Annotated in this window: 13 protein-coding genes; 9 read left to right on the top strand and 4 right to left on the bottom strand. The window is 68.0% G+C overall.

What is annotated here, in order from left to right:
- The first annotated feature begins 38 nt into the window (after positions 1–38).
- The 5 genes from dprA to XINFAN_RS17025 all read left to right on the top strand — a co-directional run bounded on the left by dprA (position 39) and on the right by XINFAN_RS17025 (position 6421).
- Positions 39–1196 carry a DNA-processing protein DprA gene (dprA, locus tag XINFAN_RS17045; RefSeq protein ID WP_233352299.1) on the top strand — a complete coding sequence of 386 codons (1158 nt, stop codon included), beginning with the start codon at positions 39–41 and terminating at the stop codon, positions 1194–1196.
- Between the two features lie 342 nt (positions 1197–1538).
- Positions 1539–4217, top strand: coding sequence for a type I DNA topoisomerase (gene topA, locus XINFAN_RS17040; protein ID WP_124088072.1), 2679 nt, complete (start codon positions 1539–1541; stop codon positions 4215–4217).
- A 113-nt stretch (positions 4218–4330) separates the two neighbouring features.
- Entirely contained in the window at positions 4331–4747 is a 417-nt protein-coding gene (locus XINFAN_RS22015) for a hypothetical protein (RefSeq protein ID WP_199286451.1), read from the top strand.
- Entirely contained in the window at positions 4740–5192 is a 453-nt protein-coding gene (locus XINFAN_RS17030) for a very short patch repair endonuclease (RefSeq protein WP_124088071.1), read from the top strand. The genes XINFAN_RS22015 and XINFAN_RS17030 overlap by 8 nt, the downstream gene beginning before the upstream one ends.
- A complete protein-coding gene (locus XINFAN_RS17025) occupies positions 5192–6421 on the top strand; it encodes a type II restriction endonuclease (protein ID WP_124088070.1) in 1230 nt (409 codons plus the stop codon). The genes XINFAN_RS17030 and XINFAN_RS17025 overlap by 1 nt, the downstream gene beginning before the upstream one ends.
- Here XINFAN_RS17025 and XINFAN_RS17020 read toward each other — a convergent pair.
- Positions 6404–7465, bottom strand: coding sequence for a 3-deoxy-7-phosphoheptulonate synthase (locus XINFAN_RS17020; RefSeq protein ID WP_124088069.1), 1062 nt, complete (start codon positions 7463–7465; stop codon positions 6404–6406). The genes XINFAN_RS17025 and XINFAN_RS17020 overlap by 18 nt on opposite strands.
- Before the next feature lie 315 nt (positions 7466–7780).
- Between XINFAN_RS17020 and XINFAN_RS17015 the strand changes: the two genes are divergently transcribed.
- Complete coding sequence (locus XINFAN_RS17015; RefSeq protein WP_124088068.1) at positions 7781–8092, top strand: hypothetical protein; 312 nt, start codon at positions 7781–7783, stop codon at positions 8090–8092.
- Here XINFAN_RS17015 and XINFAN_RS17010 read toward each other — a convergent pair.
- Positions 8070–8261: a hypothetical protein gene (locus XINFAN_RS17010; protein ID WP_124088067.1), complete on the bottom strand. Its 192-nt coding sequence runs from the start codon at positions 8259–8261 to the stop codon at positions 8070–8072. The two genes, XINFAN_RS17015 and XINFAN_RS17010, sit on opposite strands and share 23 nt — an antisense overlap.
- Positions 8262–8538: 277 nt before the next feature.
- Here XINFAN_RS17010 and XINFAN_RS17005 point away from each other — a divergent pair, with 277 nt between their 5' ends.
- A complete protein-coding gene (locus XINFAN_RS17005) occupies positions 8539–8793 on the top strand; it encodes a GlsB/YeaQ/YmgE family stress response membrane protein (RefSeq protein ID WP_124088066.1) in 255 nt (84 codons plus the stop codon).
- 578 nt (positions 8794–9371) lie between these two features.
- Here the strand turns inward: XINFAN_RS17005 and uvrB are convergent.
- A complete protein-coding gene (gene uvrB / locus XINFAN_RS17000) occupies positions 9372–11561 on the bottom strand; it encodes an excinuclease ABC subunit UvrB (RefSeq protein ID WP_290426967.1) in 2190 nt (729 codons plus the stop codon).
- Positions 11562–11918: 357 nt separating this feature from the next.
- Here uvrB and XINFAN_RS16995 point away from each other — a divergent pair, with 357 nt between their 5' ends.
- Positions 11919–12230, top strand: a complete 312-nt coding sequence (locus XINFAN_RS16995; RefSeq protein WP_124088065.1) for an ETC complex I subunit — start codon at positions 11919–11921, stop codon at positions 12228–12230.
- Positions 12231–12777: 547 nt separating this feature from the next.
- On the opposite strand, the gene XINFAN_RS16990 is transcribed toward XINFAN_RS16995, so the two are convergent.
- Complete coding sequence (locus XINFAN_RS16990; protein ID WP_233352287.1) at positions 12778–13230, bottom strand: Lrp/AsnC family transcriptional regulator; 453 nt, start codon at positions 13228–13230, stop codon at positions 12778–12780.
- Between the two features lie 135 nt (positions 13231–13365).
- On the opposite strand from XINFAN_RS16990, the gene XINFAN_RS16985 reads away from it, so the two are divergent.
- Positions 13366–15732 (top strand): thiamine pyrophosphate-binding protein, encoded by a 2367-nt coding sequence (locus XINFAN_RS16985; RefSeq protein ID WP_124088063.1) that lies wholly within the window; start codon positions 13366–13368, stop codon positions 15730–15732.
- Positions 15733–15847 lie beyond the last annotated feature (115 nt).

The raw sequence follows: 15847 nt of genomic DNA, 5'->3' as shown, positions 1-15847 counted from the left end.
CCACACACCCCACCCCACCCCAGACGGAGGCGGAGCGGCTGGACTGGCTGCGCCTCATTCGCTCGCGCCGGGTCGGCGCGGTGACCTTCCACCGGCTGCTGGCCGAGCACGGCTCGGCCGGAGAGGCGCTGGCGGCGCTGCCCGCGATCGCCCGCGCGGCGGGGGTGGGGGATTATCAGCCCTGTCCGCCGGGCGTCGCCGCCGCGGAACTGGCCGCCGGGAGCAAGGCGGGCGCGCGGCTTCTGTTTCTGGGCGATCCGTTCTATCCGGCGGCGCTGGCCGGATTGCCCGATGCGCCGCCGTTTCTGTGGCTTCAGGGCGATGCGGGCCTGCTGATGCGGCCGATGGTGGCGCTGGTCGGCGCGCGCAACGCCTCGTCGCTGGGGGTGCGGATGGCGCGCAGCCTTGCGCGCGGCATCGGGCAGGCGGGCTTTGCCGTGGTCTCGGGCCTTGCCCGCGGTGTGGATTCCGAGGCGCATATGGCCGCGATGGCGACCGGCACGATCGCGGTCCAGGCCGGCGGCGTCGATGTGATCTACCCCGGCGAGAACGCGGCCCTGGCCGAAGAGATCCGCCAGCACGGGCTGCGCCTCTCGGAACACCCCCCCGGCACCCAGCCCCAGGCCCGGCATTTCCCGCTGCGCAACCGCATCGTCGCGGGGCTGTCGCAGGCGGTGGTGGTGGTCGAGGCGGCGGCGCGTTCGGGCAGCCTGATCACCGCGCGGCTGGCGCTCGACCAGGGGCGCGAGGTGCTGGCGGTGCCGGGCCATCCGTTCGACGCCCGCGCGGCGGGCTGCAACATGCTGATCCGCGACGGCGCCGCGCTGGTGCGCGATACCGGCGACGTGCTGGAGGCTCTGGGCCAGGCCGCGCCGGTCTCGTCCGACACCGGCGAGCTGGCCACCGCCCCGACGCCCCGGCCGATGCCGAAACCGGCGCCGCAGCCGGTGGCGCCGCCCGAACCGGAGGCCGCGAAACCGGCTGCCGCACGGCCCCCGCGCCCCGCGCCGGATCTGTCGGGGGTGACGCGGCTGCACAATATGATCCTCGACCGGCTGGGCCCCAGCCCCTTGCCCGAGGATCAGCTGATCCGCGACCTCTCGCTGCCCCCGGCAAGCCTTGCGCCGGAACTGCTGACGCTGGAACTGGAGGGGCGCATCCTGCGCCAGCCCGGCGGGCTGCTGTCGCGGCTGTGAGCAGGCGGCTGTGCAGCGCCGCTCATGGGTGAAGTTTTGGTGGTGCGGTGGCCCCTGTCCGCGGAAAACCGGACACCGCGCCGCGCCGCGCGGGCGGACCGGAACAGATATGGCGCCGCGCCGCGGCCAGGGCTCCCTCCCCGCGATTCGCGAGGGATGCTGCCGCCAGACACCCCTGCGCCGCCTCTGGCATGAACCCGAAGGCAGGGCGGCAGAGCGCGCCCCGCAACTGCCGCTGACGCAGATCTGATCCCGCGCTGCTGCGGGGCGCGGTTGACAAACCCCCGCTTTGCCGCACATCTGAGCGCGCCTCTTGTCAAAGCCCCTCGCGGAAAGGATTTCATGCCAGTCGTCGTTGTGGAATCTCCTGCCAAGGCCAAGACAATCAACAAATATCTTGGCCCGGACTATACGGTGCTGGCCTCTTACGGCCATGTGCGCGACCTGCCGCCGAAAGACGGCTCGGTCGATACCGACCACGATTTCGCGATGAAATGGGAGGTGGCGGCCGAAAGCAAGAAACATGTCCGCGCCATCGCTGAGGCGCTGAAATCCGACGATACGCTGATCCTCGCCACCGACCCCGACCGCGAGGGCGAGGCGATTTCCTGGCATCTGAAAGAGGCGCTCGCCAGCAGCCTGAAGAAGGGCAAGACCGTCAGCCGCGTGACCTTCAACGCCATCACCAAGGATGCGGTGACCAAGGCGATGCAGCACCCGCGCCAGGTGGACGAGGCGCTGGTCGATGCCTATCTCGCGCGCCGCGCGCTGGACTATCTGGTCGGCTTCACGCTGTCGCCGGTCTTGTGGCGCAAGCTGCCGGGGGCGAAATCCGCGGGCCGCGTGCAGTCGGTCTGCCTGCGGCTGATCGTCGAGCGCGAGATGGAGATCGAGGCCTTCAAGGCGCGCGAATACTGGACGGTGAAGGCGATCTTCACCACCCCGCGCGGCCAGGAGTTCGAGGCGCAGCTGGTCGTGCTTGGCGGGCAGAAGTTGCAGAAATTCGACATTCCGACGCTGGATGCGGCGGATCTGGCGGTGAAGGCTGTCACTTCCCGAACCTACAGCGTCGCCGGGGTCGAATCGAAACCGGCAAGCCGCAATCCCTGGCCGCCCTTCATGACCTCGACCTTGCAGCAAGAGGCCAGCCGCAAGTTCGGCATGGGCGCGAAACAGTGTATGAACGCGGCGCAACGGCTCTATGAGGCCGGCCATATCACCTATATGCGGACCGACGGCATCGACATGGCGCCCGAGGCGGTGATGGCCGCGCGCGCCGAGATCGGCCGGCGGTTCGGCGCGGCCTATGTCCCCGACAGCCCGCGGATGTACAAGAACAAGGCCAAGAACGCCCAGGAAGCGCATGAATGCATCCGGCCGACCGACATGTCGGCGGATCCGGCGAAGCTGCGCGTCGAAGAGGACCAGCGCAGGCTCTACGATCTGATCTGGAAGCGCACGCTGGCCAGCCAGATGGCTGCGGCGCGGATGGAGCGCACCACGGTGGACATCGCCAGCCCCGACGGCCAGGTCGCGCTCCGCGCCAACGGCCAGGTGGTGCTGTTCGACGGCTTCCTGCGCATCTACGACCAGGGCCGCGACGACGACGACGAGGACGAGGGCCGCCTGCCGCAGATCATGCAGGGCGAGAAGGCCGCCCTTGCGCCGGGCGCGCTGAAGGAGGCCTTCCGCAAGGCCGCCTCGCGTGACAGCGACAGCGTGATCGAAGAGGCCCGCATCGCCTCGGCCGTGCTCGGCGAGGGCGGCGGCGTGCTGGCCACGCAAAGTTTCACCCAGCCCCCGCCGCGCTACACCGAGGCGACGCTGGTGAAGCGGATGGAGGAACTCGGGATCGGCCGGCCCTCGACCTATGCCTCGATCCTGACGACCATCGTCGACCGCGAATATGTCCGCAAGGACAAGAACCGGCTGATCCCCGAGGACAAGGGGCGGCTGGTCACGGCGTTCCTGTCCAATTTCTTCCGCCGTTACGTCGAATACGATTTCACCGCCGGGCTTGAGGGCGAGCTGGACGACGTGTCGGCGGGCGAGCGCGATTACAAGGACGTGCTTGCCCGGTTCTGGCGGGATTTCTCGGCCGCGGTGGCCGAGACCGCCGATCTGCGCATCGGCGAAGTGCTGGAAAAGCTGGACGAATTCCTGGCGCCGCATCTCTATCCGCCGCGGGCGGATGGCGGCGATCCGCGCGCCTGCCCGACCTGCGGCACCGGCCGGCTGCATCTGAAGACCGCGCGCTCGGGCGGGGCCTTCATCGGCTGCGGCAATTACCCCGAATGCCGCTACACCCGCCCGATTGCGGGCGATGCCGAGGCGGTGGCCTCGGACGGCCGCATCCTGGGCCAGGACGACCAGGGCCACGAGATTTCCCTGCGGGCGGGCCGCTTCGGCCCCTATGTCCAGCGCGGCGAGGCGACGGAGGCGCAGCCGAAACCCGACCGCTCCAGCCTGCCCAAGGGCTGGTCGCCCGACAGCCTGACGCTGGAGCGCGCGCTGCAACTCCTGTCGCTGCCGCGCCAGCTTGGCGGCCATCCCGAGGACGGCGAGCCGGTCGAGACCAATCTGGGCCGCTTCGGCCCCTATGTGAAACACGGCTCGACCTATGCCAATCTCGCGGATGCCGAGGAGGTCTTCAGCCTCGGGATGAATCGGGCGGTGGAACTGCTGGCGCTGAAACGGGCGCGTGGCCCGGGGGCGCGGGGGGCGGCGGCGCAGCCGCTGAAAACCCTGGAGCATCCCGACGGTGGCGAGATCCAGGTCATGCCCGGCCGCTATGGGCCTTACGTCAAATGGGGCAAGGTCAACGCGACCCTGCCGAAGGGGATGGAGCCGGAGGCGGTGACGCTGGAGGAGGCGCTGGCGCTGGTCGCCGAAAAGGCGGGCAAGAGCCCGGCGAAGAAGGCCGGTGCGAAAAAGCCCGCGGCGAAGAAGCCCGCCGCAAAACCCGCGGCGAAGAAAGCGGCGACGAAAAAGGCTCCGGCGAAGAAGAAGGCGGCGGAATAAACGGCAAGCGGGGGGCGGGTCCCCCGCGCTTTGTTTGCGTGGCGTTCTTGTGTGACGGGGCGTTCCCCGACATAATGCCGGGACAATTCCCGTAGCTGCGGCGGCGCCCTCCGATGACCGAATACGACAGCCTTCCGAAGCGCGCGGGCTGGTCGGTGGCCGGGGCCGCGCGGCATCCCGGCTATTGCGAGGGCGATATCTGCCGCCGGAAACCCGGTAAGGAAAGCCCGCAAGGCGCGGTCATGGCGCTGCTGACGGCCGAAGCCGGACGCCGTTTTCCAGGTTTCACCTGTATCGACCTGTTCGCCGGGGGCGGCGGCCTGAGGCTGCCATCCTGCGGCATGCGCCGCCTGACGCCCCGCGAAGGCGCGCGGCTGCTGGGCCAGGACGGCCGGGTTTCCGACACCCGGGCCTGCCGCCGGTTCGGCTATTCCGTCGCGGTGCCGGCCTTGGCAGACCCCGCCCGCGCTATGCTGCCGCCTGACCTGACGGTGATGGCGGGGACGCAAAAGGCGCGCAGACTTGGCTGACGTTCACGATCCCGCCACCCGCAGCCGCAACATGGCGGCGATCAGGGGCGGCGACACCCGGCCCGAGATCCTGATCCGCAAGGCGCTGCACGCGCGCGGCTTCCGCTTCCGGTTGCAGGACCGGCGGCTGCCGGGGCGGCCCGATCTGGTGCTGCCCAAACACCGCGCTGTGATCTTCGCCCATGGCTGTTTCTGGCACGGCCACGGCTGCGATCTGTTCCGCTGGCCCGCGACCCGCCCCGAGTTCTGGCGCGCGAAGATCGGCGGCAATATGAGCCGCGACGCGCGGACACTGGCGGCGTTGCGCGGTCTCGGCTGGCGGGTGGCGCAGGTCTGGGAATGCGCGCTGAAAGGCCGCGGGCGGCGCGACGTGGCCGAGGTCGCGGACAGCCTCGCCGCCTGGCTGCGCTCGGACGAGGCGCTCATCGACATCGGGGCGAGTTGATGGCGGCGAAGGGGGCGCTCTCGCGCTATTTCCTCGGGGCGGGGGCCAAGGTTTTGCGCGCGACCGAGGTCGATCCCGCCACCTCGAACGGGCACGAATTCCAGGGGGTGGACCTGTTCCGCACCTTCGTCGGCACGCCGCCCGCGCGCGAGAAGATCCCGGTCACCTGGATCTGGATGGACGATTTGTCCCCGCCGCTGCGGCTCGACCTGACCGGCACCTGGTACAACAGCCGCCAGCGCCAGCCGCATCGCGCGCCGGAATACCGGCTTTACTACCCCGCCGCGGCGCATCCGGTGGTGCGGCACGCCCGGGCGGGCGACACTTTGTTCCTGTGCATGACGCCCGCGCGCCGGGTGCTGGCGATCCTCTGCCCGGCGGCGAGTTCGGCCGAGCAGAAACTCCTGTGGCTGTTCGGTCTGCAACTGACCGACGATTACACGCTCAGCATCGGCGCGGCCGGAGATCGCGGCATCGACCTCGCCGCGCGGTTCATCCTGGGCGAACTCGGGATCGAGCCGGACGAGCCCGAGCCCGAGGCCGCCGAGCGCCTGATCCGCCGCTTCGGCACGGGCTTCCCGTCGACCGCGGTGTTTTCCGCCTTCGCGCGTGACAGCGTGGCCGGCGTCGATCCGCTGGCGGATCCCGACGGTGCGCTGATCGCCTGGATGGAGCAGGAGGAGGCGCTGTTTCGCGTGCTGGAGCGCCATGTCGTGACCGACCGGCTGGCCGGGGGCTTCATGACCGCGGGCCGCGCCGATGTGGCGGGGTTCCTCGGCTTTTCGCTGACGGTGCAGAACCGGCGCAAATCGCGCGCGGGCTACGCCTTCGCCCATCACACCGAGGCGCTGCTGAAGGCCTGGGCCATCCCGCACAAGCGCGAGGCGGCGACCGAAAAGCGCAATGCGGCGGATTTCCTGTTCCCGGGCGAGGCGGCCTATGCCGATCCCGCTTTCCCGGCCGGGCGGCTGCATATGCTGGCGGTCAAGACCAGTTGCAAGGACCGCTGGCGCCAGGTTCTGGCCGAGGCCGACCGCATCCGCGTCAAGCATCTGCTGACGCTGGAGCCCGCGATCTCGCGCGCGCAACTGGCCGAGATGCAGGCGCATGACCTGCGTCTGGTGGTGCCGCAGCCCCTGCACCAGACCTTCCACGCCGACCAGCGCCCCTGGCTGACCGGCGTGAAAGAGTTCCTGACCTTCCTGCGCGCCTCAGGCGGCGCGGGCTGAGGCCGTCGCCGCTTCGGCCAGATCATGCAGCAGCGCGCGCGTGTCCTCCCAGCCGAGGCAGCCGTCGGTGATGCTCTGGCCGTAAGCGAGCGGCTGGCCCGGCACCACGTCCTGGCGGCCTGCGACCAGGTTGCTCTCCAGCATCACGCCGCGGATCCGCCGCTCACCGGCGCGGATCTGGAGGATGATGTCATGGATCACCGCCGGCTGGCGCGCCGGATCCTTGCCGCTGTTGGCGTGGCTCGCATCGACCACGATTCCGGGATCGACGCCCGCCTTCGCTGCCGCACCGGCGATCCGCCCGATGTCGGCGGCGCTGTAATTCGGCCCCGCAGCACCGCCGCGCAGCACGACATGGCAGTCGCGGTTGCCGGTGGTGCGGGCGATGGCGGCGCGGCCTTCCGCGGTGATCGCCGGGAAGGAATGCGGCCCCGCCGCCGAGCGGATCGCGTCCAGCGCCACCTGCACGCCGCCGTCGGTGCCGTTCTTGAACCCGACCGGGCAGGACAGGCCCGATGCAAGCTGGCGGTGGATCTGGCTTTCAGTGGTGCGCGCGCCGATCGCGCCCCAGGCGATCAGATCGGCGAAATATTGCGGCATGATCGGGTCGAGGAACTCGGTCGCCGCCGGCAGGCCGAGCCGGGTGATCGCGGCCAGCAGCTGCCGCGCCATCGGCAGCCCGTCCTCGATCCGGTCGGTGCCGTCCAGATGCGGATCGGTGATCAGCCCTTTCCAGCCCAGAGTGGTGCGCGGCTTCTCGAAATAGACCCGCATCACGATCTCCAGCCGGTCCGAGAGCCTTTCGCGCTCGGCCATCAGGCGGCGCGCGTAATCCATTGCCGCCTCGGGATCGTGGATCGAACAGGGCCCGACCACGACCAGCAGCCGCGGGTCGCGCCCGGAGAGAATGTCGCGGATCGCCGCGCGGCTGGCGGCCACGGTCGCGGACATCGCCTCGTCGCGCGGGATGTCGCGCGCGAGATCGCTGGGCGAGGGCAGGGGGCGCAATTCGGCGATGCGCAGGTTGTTGGTCTCGGTCGGCATGGGTCTCTCTCTTTTGTCAGAGGGCCGGCCGGGGCTTGGGTTTCCAGAAGAAAAGCCGCCGGTCGGACCAGCGGCTTGCGGGGTTTTCTGGAGTGTCGCTTCGTCGCGCCTACACAGCCAACCGCATCCGCCGGGAACGGCAGAACCAATAATAGGCGGCGGTAAAGAGGGCGCGGTTCGACATGGCTGCGACCATAGGCAAGGAATTTCGCGCTGTCACCCGGTTTTTCGCATTCTGTTTCCACTGAGGCGCCGCTCGTCCTGCCGCGCACCGCCGTTCACGTTTTCTTAACCCTGAGGCGTAAGGTTCGGCTCATGCGTTTTCCGGTCCTTGCCCTTCTTCTGCCCCTGTTCCTCGCCGCCTGCGGCGCCCAGCCCGCCCCGCATATGTTCGGCGCGGAAAAGACCCGCGTCAGCCGTGGCGGGCGCGACTATGTGGTGTTTCAGAAGGGGAACGCGGTCGAGGTGATCCGCCTCGGCTTCGCGGCCCCGGGCGAGCATCAGGCGATCCGCGCCACGATGATCGCGCTGATCCCTGAAGTGACCGGCTGCCGGCTGCGCGAAACCGCGCTCCAGGGCGATTCCGGCGAGATGCGCGGCCTCGTCACCTGTCCCCGCGCGGCCTGACGACGAACAGCATGTAACCGGCGTAAAGCCCCGCGGCGAGGAACACCCCGCCCCAGAGCGGCTGGCCCATCCAGAACTCCACCCCCGCCCAAATCAGCGGCAAAAGCGCGGTCAGCCAGCGCGCAGGCGCGCGGTCGAAGAACGGATGATGCGGGTCGAGCAGTTTCATCGCGGGCCTTGTCTCTGTCCGGAGCCCCGAGGATCGGCGCCCGGCGATGCCGGGTCAAGCCGCCCCTGCCGGTTGCAGGGTTGCAAGGCCCGGTCGCCGCGGGAGGGCCTGCAGCGGCCCGCAGAAAATGCGGCGCCTGCGGAACGGGGCAAAAATTATTGTAAGATATCGCTTTTTTCGTATACTCTTAGCCATGGCCGCAGATCCTGGCCATCGCAAGGAGTGCGCCCGAAACCACTCCCCCGGGTGCCTCCGCAACATAAAGTGAGGAGGGTATATGGGTATCGAGAGCATCATCGTCCTGCTGATCGTCGGCGCGATCGCCGGCTGGCTGGCCGGTCAACTGGTCAAGGGCTACGGCTTCGGTCTGATCGGCAATATCGTGGTCGGCATCGTCGGCGCCTTCATCGCGGCTCTGATCCTGCCGCGGATCGGCCTGACGATGGGCGGCGGCTGGCTGGCCGCCATCATCCACGCCACCATCGGCGCCGTGATCCTGCTGTTGCTGATCCGGCTGGTCAAACGCGCCTGAAAGGCGCCGCCCGGAACCGGCCCCGCATTTCCGGGGCCGGCTCGCCGCCGCACCGCCCGACAGGGCTGCCGGTCTCTGCTCGTATCCCCCGCCGGTCATCGGAGCGGGCAATGAGCCGCAGCCAGCCCCCGGTATGATCCCTCCACCGCTTCCGATAAAGCCGGTCCGGCCAGAGCGCCGCGTCCGGCCCAGAACATTGGCTGGCTTGCGACTGGCAGCGGGAAAAAGGGCGATGTCTCTTGAGATCTGTGCCCCGGCCTTACGGTGGCTGCGGGTTTGTTCGAATCCCTCCGGCCGCGGCGGCCCCCCCCCGAAACATGTCGCGCCGCGCGGTGGCGGAAAAGAACATGCCCTTCTTGCGGGCGCCGCCGCCTCCGGCGAGGGTATTGAAGCAAGATGAATGGGCTTTCACCCTGGCCTAAATACCCCGGGGGTGAGGGCCAAAGGCCCGAGGGGGCAGGGCCCCCTTCCACGCCGGCCCCGGATCCAAAGCCTGGGTCAGCAGAGCGGAACCGGTCGGACACAGGCCGCGCTTTGGCGCCGGTGCCGACGGGCGCCGGAACGGCGCCGCCCCGCCCTCAGCGCTTCTTCCGCCGCTTGTTGCCGCCCCGCTGTCCGGCGCGGCCCGCGGTCGAGCGGCCCGAGGCTTTCACCGCCTCGTCCACCGCTTCCTCGACCGCCGCCTGGCGGGCGAGAGGGTCGTCAGCCACCGCAAGCTCCACCGCTTCCAGCCGCTTCACCTCGTCGCGCAGTCGGGCGGCTTCCTCGAATTCGAGGTTCTCGGCGGCCTTGCGCATCGCCGCGCGCAAAGCGTCGAGATGGGCGGCGAGGTTCTCTCCCACGGCAGCCTTCCCGACGCTCGCGGTGATGCGCGACTGGTCGGTGTCGCCCTGCCAGAGACCGGCCAGCACGTCCTCGACGTTCTTCTTCACCGTCTGCGGCGTGATACCGTGCTCGCGGTTGTAGGCCATCTGCTTCTCGCGCCGCCGTTCGGTCTCGGCCATGGCGCGGGTCATGCTGCCGGTGATCTTGTCGGCATACATGATCACCCGTCCCTCGGCGTTTCGCGCCGCGCGGCCGATGGTCTGGATCAGCGAGGTTTCCGAGCGCAGGAAGCCTTCCTTATCCGCGTCGAGGATCGCCACCAGCCCGCATTCCGGGATATCCAGCCCCTCGCGCAACAGGTTGATCCCCACCAGCACGTCGAAGGCGCCGAGCCGAAGGTCGCGCAGGATCTCGATCCGCTCGATCGTGTCGATGTCGGAATGCATATAGCGAATGCGGATCCCCTGTTCGTGCAGATATTCGGTCAGATCCTCGGCCATCCGCTTCGTCAGCGTCGTCACCAGCGTGCGCATTCCGCGGGCCGCCACCCGCCGCACCTCATCCAGCAGATCATCGACCTGCATCTCGACCGGGCGGATCTCGATCATCGGGTCGATCAGCCCGGTCGGGCGGATCACCTGTTCGGTGAACACGCCGCCGGCCTGTTCCAGCTCCCAGGCCGCGGGGGTGGCCGAGACGAACACCGATTGCGGCCGCATCGCATCCCATTCCTCGAATTTCAGCGGCCGGTTGTCCATGCAGCTTGGCAGGCGGAAGCCGTGTTCGGCCAGCACCGATTTGCGCCGGAAGTCGCCGCGATACATGCCGCCGATCTGCGGCACCGAGACGTGGGATTCGTCGGCGAAGACGATGGCATTGTCGGGGATGAATTCAAAGAGCGTCGGCGGCGGCTCTCCGGGCGCGCGGCCGGTCAGGTAGCGCGAATAATTCTCGATCCCGTTGCAGACGCCGGTGGCCTCCAGCATCTCCAGGTCAAACCTTGTGCGCTGCTCAAGCCGTTGCGCCTCCAGCAGTTTCCCCTCGTCGTTCAGCTGTTTCAGCCGCTGGTGCAGCTCGGCGCGGATGCCCTGGATCGCCTGGGCCATGGTGGGGCGGGGGGTGACGTAGTGGCTGTTCGCATAGATGCGGATCTGCTCGTAAGCGCCGGTTTTCGCCCCGGTCAGCGGGTCGAATTCGGTGATCGCCTCCAGCTCCTCGCCGAAGAACGAGAACCGCCAGGCCCGGTCTTCGAGGTGGGCGGGCCACAGCTCCACCACATCGCCGCGCACCCGGAAGCCGCCGCGCTGAAATCCCACATCGCTGCGGCGGTATTGCTGCGCCACCAGCTCGCCGATGAATTTGCGCTGGTCGTAGAACTGGCCGCGGATCAGGTCCTGGGTCATCGCCGAATAGGTCTCGACCGAGCCGATGCCGTAGATGCAGGACACCGAGGCGACGATGATCACATCGTCGCGCTCCAACAGCGCCCGGGTGGCCGAGTGGCGCATCCGGTCGATGGCCTCGTTGATCTGGGATTCCTTCTCGATGAAGGTGTCGGTGCGGGCGACATAGGCCTCGGGCTGGTAGTAATCGTAATAGGAGACGAAATATTCTACCGCGTTTTCGGGGAAGAAGCCCTTGAACTCGCCGTATAATTGCGCGGCCAGCGTCTTGTTCGGCGCGAGGATGATGGCGGGGCGCTGGGTTTCCTCGATCACCTTCGCCATGGTGAAGGTCTTGCCGGTCCCGGTGGCGCCGAGCAGCACCTGGTCGCGCTCGCCCGCCATCACGCCGGCCGCGAGTTCGGCGATGGCGGTCGGCTGATCGCCCGCGGCCTGGAACGGCGTCTGCATGACGAAGCGCTTGCCGCCCTCCAGCTTTTCGCGCCGGGCGGGGGTGATGTGGCTGATGTCGGGCAGTTGATCGGGCGCGTTGTAGTGCATGATGGGCCTCGGGCGGGGACCCCGCTAATTTGATCTGTTTTTGTTCCAGTTCAAGGCCGGATCGACCGCAGGCGCGGCTCTGGCCGGAAAAGGTAAACGCAGCGTTAAGGTAAATAGTTCAATCTTATGGATAATCCGAAGGGCCGGCGATTTTTGCCGCTTGTGTGACGGGATGGTCCGGGCGAAGGTGGCGTGGCAGGCGGTCATGCTGTCGGCCGGTCACCCAGCCCACCCCACTCCCCGCCGGCCGACAGCAGCTTTCCCAGGGTCCGCTTTCCCGGGATCCGCTTGTGCCGGGTGCTTGCGCTTTTGCGCGGTTTCGGCCAGAACCGGCATGATATCCCGGAGGTCAGCCCGATGCGCGCCCGCATTTACCAGCCCGCCCGAAACGCCATGCAGTCCGGCACGGCAAAGACCCATCACTGGATCCTGGAATTCGCCCCGGGTTCCGCGCGTGAGGTCGATCCGCTGATGGGCTGGACCTCGACCACCGACACCCAGAGCCAGGTGCGGCTGCGCTTCGAGACCCGGGAAGAGGCCGAGGCCTACGCCGCCCAGCACGATATCGCCTTCACCGTGGCGGAACCGAAGCCGCGCAAGGCCAATATCCGCCCGCGCGGCTATGGCGAGAATTTCGCGACCGACCGCCGCAGCCCCTGGACGCATTGAGCCTTTGTGAATTGCGGTAAAGCTCGTCCCGGCGGCCGACAGGTCGTCCCGAGCTTGCAGTAAAGTTTGCGCAAGTCTGTGATTTTGCGCGGCCAGGGCCTGAGCCGGCGGTCGAGCCGCGGCGCATGATCAGCCTCCCCACCATTCGATTGCGCTCGTGTCAGGGGCATTGCCGGAGGTGATCACGATGCCGCCCGCAATGATCCGAACGCAGGGCGCGCCATCGACCCCACCGGCCGGTTTTCGCATCCTTTCACGCCAAAGAAAGAGCCGCGCGATCAAAACCGGGATCACACAGCCAGGGCGAGGGCCGACCGCTACAACCGGCTTTCGGTCAACACGCCTGCGGCCCTGATGAACAAGGCGGGCGCGGCTATTCCACAAAGGGTTGGCCTGCCGTTGCGCAAAGCGATGCCGCGACGGTTATTGCGCCCCCTGCGCCACGCCAGCTTCGGGCTTCGCTCTGACCGAAAGCGGGGGGAAGACCGGCGCAACGGCTGGCGGTCGAACTGCGGGATCAACCGACCATGGAAGGTCTGCCGCCCCTCTATCGCAGTCTGCCGAACTGGTTTTTCACCCGCCGGATCGGGATCGAGGATTCGATCAGGGCGACCCCGGGGATCTTTGTCAGCCGTCCGGTGAGGAAGGTCTCGAACTCCTGCAGATCAGCGACGGCGATACGCAGCAGGTAGTCGAAACTGCCGGTCATCAGCCAGCAGTCGATCACTTCGGAACATTCCCTGATCCGCTTTTCGAAACCGGCAAGACGGCCGTCCACCTGCTGGTCAAGCCGGACCGACACGAAGACGCTGAAGCCGAAGCCGGTCTTTGCCTCATTGATGCGGGCGCTGTAGCCCTCGATGATGCCGTCGGCCTCCAGCTTGTGGATGCGCCTTGCGCAGGGCGAGGCGGAGAGGCCGACCCGCCCGGCCAGATCCTGATGAGAGATCCGGGCGTCCGACTGCAACTCGTGCAGAATCCTGAGATCTATCGCGTCCATCGGCAATCCTGATGATTTCATGCGCATAATGTCATTTTGTTGATGGATATCTGCGCAAATCGGCTGCGGCAACCTGAAAATCGCTGCAAACCGGCACGGGTTCCGGCCTATCCTGGCGGCGAGGAGGAACCCGCCATGCAGGAAAACATCCGACATCTGAAGACGTTGGAGCAGCGGCTGCTGTGGCTGTCGCACTGGATGATCCATCACGCCAATCACATCCGTCCGAAGGTGGACGGTATCAAGGTGGGCGGGCATCAGGCCAGTTCCGCCTCGATGGTGTCGATCCTGACGGCGCTTTATTTCTCGGCGCTGCGGCCCGGGGACCGGGTGGCGGTGAAACCCCATGCCTCGCCGGTGTTCCATGCCATCCAGTATCTGATGGGCAACCAGAGCCTCGAAAGGATGAAGAACTTCCGCGGCTATGGCGGGGTGCAAAGCTATCCCAGCCGGACGAAGGACAGCGACGACGTGGATTTCTCGACCGGCTCGGTGGGGCTTGGGGTGGCGATCACCTCTTTCGCGTCTCTGGTGCAGGATTACATCGCGGCCAAAACCTGGGCGGGCGATCTGCCCATGGGCCGCATGGTGGCGCTGGCGGGCGACGCCGAACTGGACGAGGGCAACATCTACGAGGCCTTGCAGGAGGGCTGGAAGAACGATCTGCGCAATTGCTGGTGGATCATCGACTACAACCGGCAGTCGCTGGACGGGATCGTGCACGAGGGGCTGTTCGGGCGGATCGGGAAGATCTTCGACGCTTTCGGCTGGGAGGTGGTGCGGGTCAAATACGGCGCCCTGCAACGTGCCGCCTTTCAGGAGCCGGGCGGCGGCCGCCTGCGCGACTGGATCGACGGCTGCCCCAACCAGGATTATTCCGCGCTGACCTTCATGGGCGGGGCCGGCTGGCGCAAGCGGCTGATGGACGATCTGGGCGATCAGGGCGAGGTGTCGGCACTGATCGGGCGGCGCAGCGATGCCGAACTGGCCGCGCTGATGGAGAACCTCGGCGGCAACTGCGTTGAGACCATGGCAGAGACCTTCGCCGCCATCGACCATGATCGCCCGACCTGTTTCCTCGCCTACACCGTCAAGGGCCGGGGCACCCCGATCGCCGGGCACAAGGACAATCACAGCGGGCTGATGAACACTTCCCAGTTCGCCGCCTGGCAGGCGGATATGGGCGTGGCCCCGGGGCAGGAATGGGAGCCGTTCGCCACGGTGGCCGATCCCGGGGCGCTGAAGGCTTTCCTGGCCCGGGTGCCGTTCTTCGCCAAAGGCCCCCGCCGTCTGAGCGATGCCCGCATCGACGTGCCCCGCATCGGCTTTGCCAGCGAGCGGGAGATTTCCACCCAGACGGCCTTCGGCAAGATCCTTGACGAATTGTCCAGAGGCGACAGCCAGCTTGCCGCGCGCATCGTCACCACCTCGCCCGATGTGACCGGGACCACCAGCCTTGGTCCCTGGGTCAACCGCCGTAAGCTGTTCGCGCGCCGGCCCAGGGCGGATGCCTTCGCCGAGCACCGCATCCCCTCGACCTCGCGGTGGGAATTCACGACCGGCGGCCAGCATATCGAACTGGGAATCGCCGAGATGAACCTGTTCCTGCTTCTGGCGGCGGCGGGCCTGTCGCATTCGCTGTTCGGCAAAAGGCTGTTTCCGATCGGCACCGTCTACGATCCCTTCGTCTGCCGCGGCCTCGATGCGCTGAACTATGCCTGCTATCAGGATGCGCGTTTCATGATCGTGGGCACACCCTCGGGCGTGACGCTGGCCCCCGAGGGCGGCGCGCATCAGTCGGTCGGCACGCCCCTGATCGGCATGTCGCAGGACGGGCTGGCGGCGTTCGAACCGGCCTTCGCCGACGAACTGGCGGTCATCATGGAATGGGCCTTCGATTACATGCAGCGCGACGGCGCGCAGGAGCCCGACGCCCGCACCTGGCTGCGCGACAGCTCGGGCGGGTCGGTCTATCTGCGGCTGACGACCAATCCTCTGGAGCAGCCCGGCCCGCGCTCCGGCGAGGATTTCCGCCAGGGCAGCATCGACGGCGGCTACTGGCTGCGCAGGCCCGGGCCGAACTGCGAGGTGGTGCTTGCCTATCAGGGCGCGGTCGCCCCCGAGGCCATTGCGGCGGCGGGGGTCCTTGGCCAGTATCGCCGCGATGTGGGCGTTCTGGCCGTGACCTCGGCCGACCGGCTGAACGCGGGCTGGACCGCGGCGCAGCGCGCCCGCGCTGCCGGAGACCGTGGCGCCCTCAGCCAGGTCGAGAGGCTGCTGTCCGGTCTGCCGCGCGATTGCACCCTCGTCACCGTCATCGACGGACACCCGGCAACCCTGGCCTGGCTGGGCGCGGTGGCGGGCCACCGGACCATCGCGCATGGGGTGGAGCATTTCGGGCAAACCGGCACCATCAATGATCTTTACCGCCACTTCGGCCTCGACCGCGATTCTCTGGTCCGCTCGGCGGGGGGGCTGACGTCGGGACGGGCCTTCTCCTGACATCAGGACGGGCAGAGCGCGCCCGGGGTCGTCAGACGGTCCTCCCATACGGCAGCAGAACCGTCGGTTGCCAGAGCCCGGATTGCCGGAGGCCCGGACACCGCGCGCGGCCCCC

Origin of the sequence: Pseudogemmobacter humi (assembly GCF_900609055.1) — a bacterium.
In the GTDB taxonomy this organism is placed as follows: Bacteria; Pseudomonadota; Alphaproteobacteria; order Rhodobacterales; family Rhodobacteraceae; genus Pseudogemmobacter; species Pseudogemmobacter humi.
Note: the sequence above shows the minus strand (reverse complement) of the source record. Positions and strands in the feature narration are given on the sequence as shown.

Coding starts and splice junctions, on each gene's coding strand:
- topA (WP_124088072.1), top strand. CDS start 1,539: ATGCCAGTCGTCGTTGTGGAATCTCCTGCCAAGGCCAAGACAATCAAC.
- XINFAN_RS22015 (WP_199286451.1), top strand. CDS start 4,331: ATGACCGAATACGACAGCCTTCCGAAGCGCGCGGGCTGGTCGGTGGCC.
- XINFAN_RS17025 (WP_124088070.1), top strand. CDS start 5,192: ATGGCGGCGAAGGGGGCGCTCTCGCGCTATTTCCTCGGGGCGGGGGCC.
- XINFAN_RS17020 (WP_124088069.1), bottom strand. CDS start 7,465: ATGCCGACCGAGACCAACAACCTGCGCATCGCCGAATTGCGCCCCCTG.
- XINFAN_RS17015 (WP_124088068.1), top strand. CDS start 7,781: ATGCGTTTTCCGGTCCTTGCCCTTCTTCTGCCCCTGTTCCTCGCCGCC.
- XINFAN_RS17010 (WP_124088067.1), bottom strand. CDS start 8,261: ATGAAACTGCTCGACCCGCATCATCCGTTCTTCGACCGCGCGCCTGCG.
- XINFAN_RS17005 (WP_124088066.1), top strand. CDS start 8,539: ATGGGTATCGAGAGCATCATCGTCCTGCTGATCGTCGGCGCGATCGCC.
- uvrB (WP_290426967.1), bottom strand. CDS start 11,561: ATGCACTACAACGCGCCCGATCAACTGCCCGACATCAGCCACATCACC.
- XINFAN_RS16995 (WP_124088065.1), top strand. CDS start 11,919: ATGCGCGCCCGCATTTACCAGCCCGCCCGAAACGCCATGCAGTCCGGC.
- XINFAN_RS16990 (WP_233352287.1), bottom strand. CDS start 13,230: ATGGACGCGATAGATCTCAGGATTCTGCACGAGTTGCAGTCGGACGCC.
- XINFAN_RS16985 (WP_124088063.1), top strand. CDS start 13,366: ATGCAGGAAAACATCCGACATCTGAAGACGTTGGAGCAGCGGCTGCTG.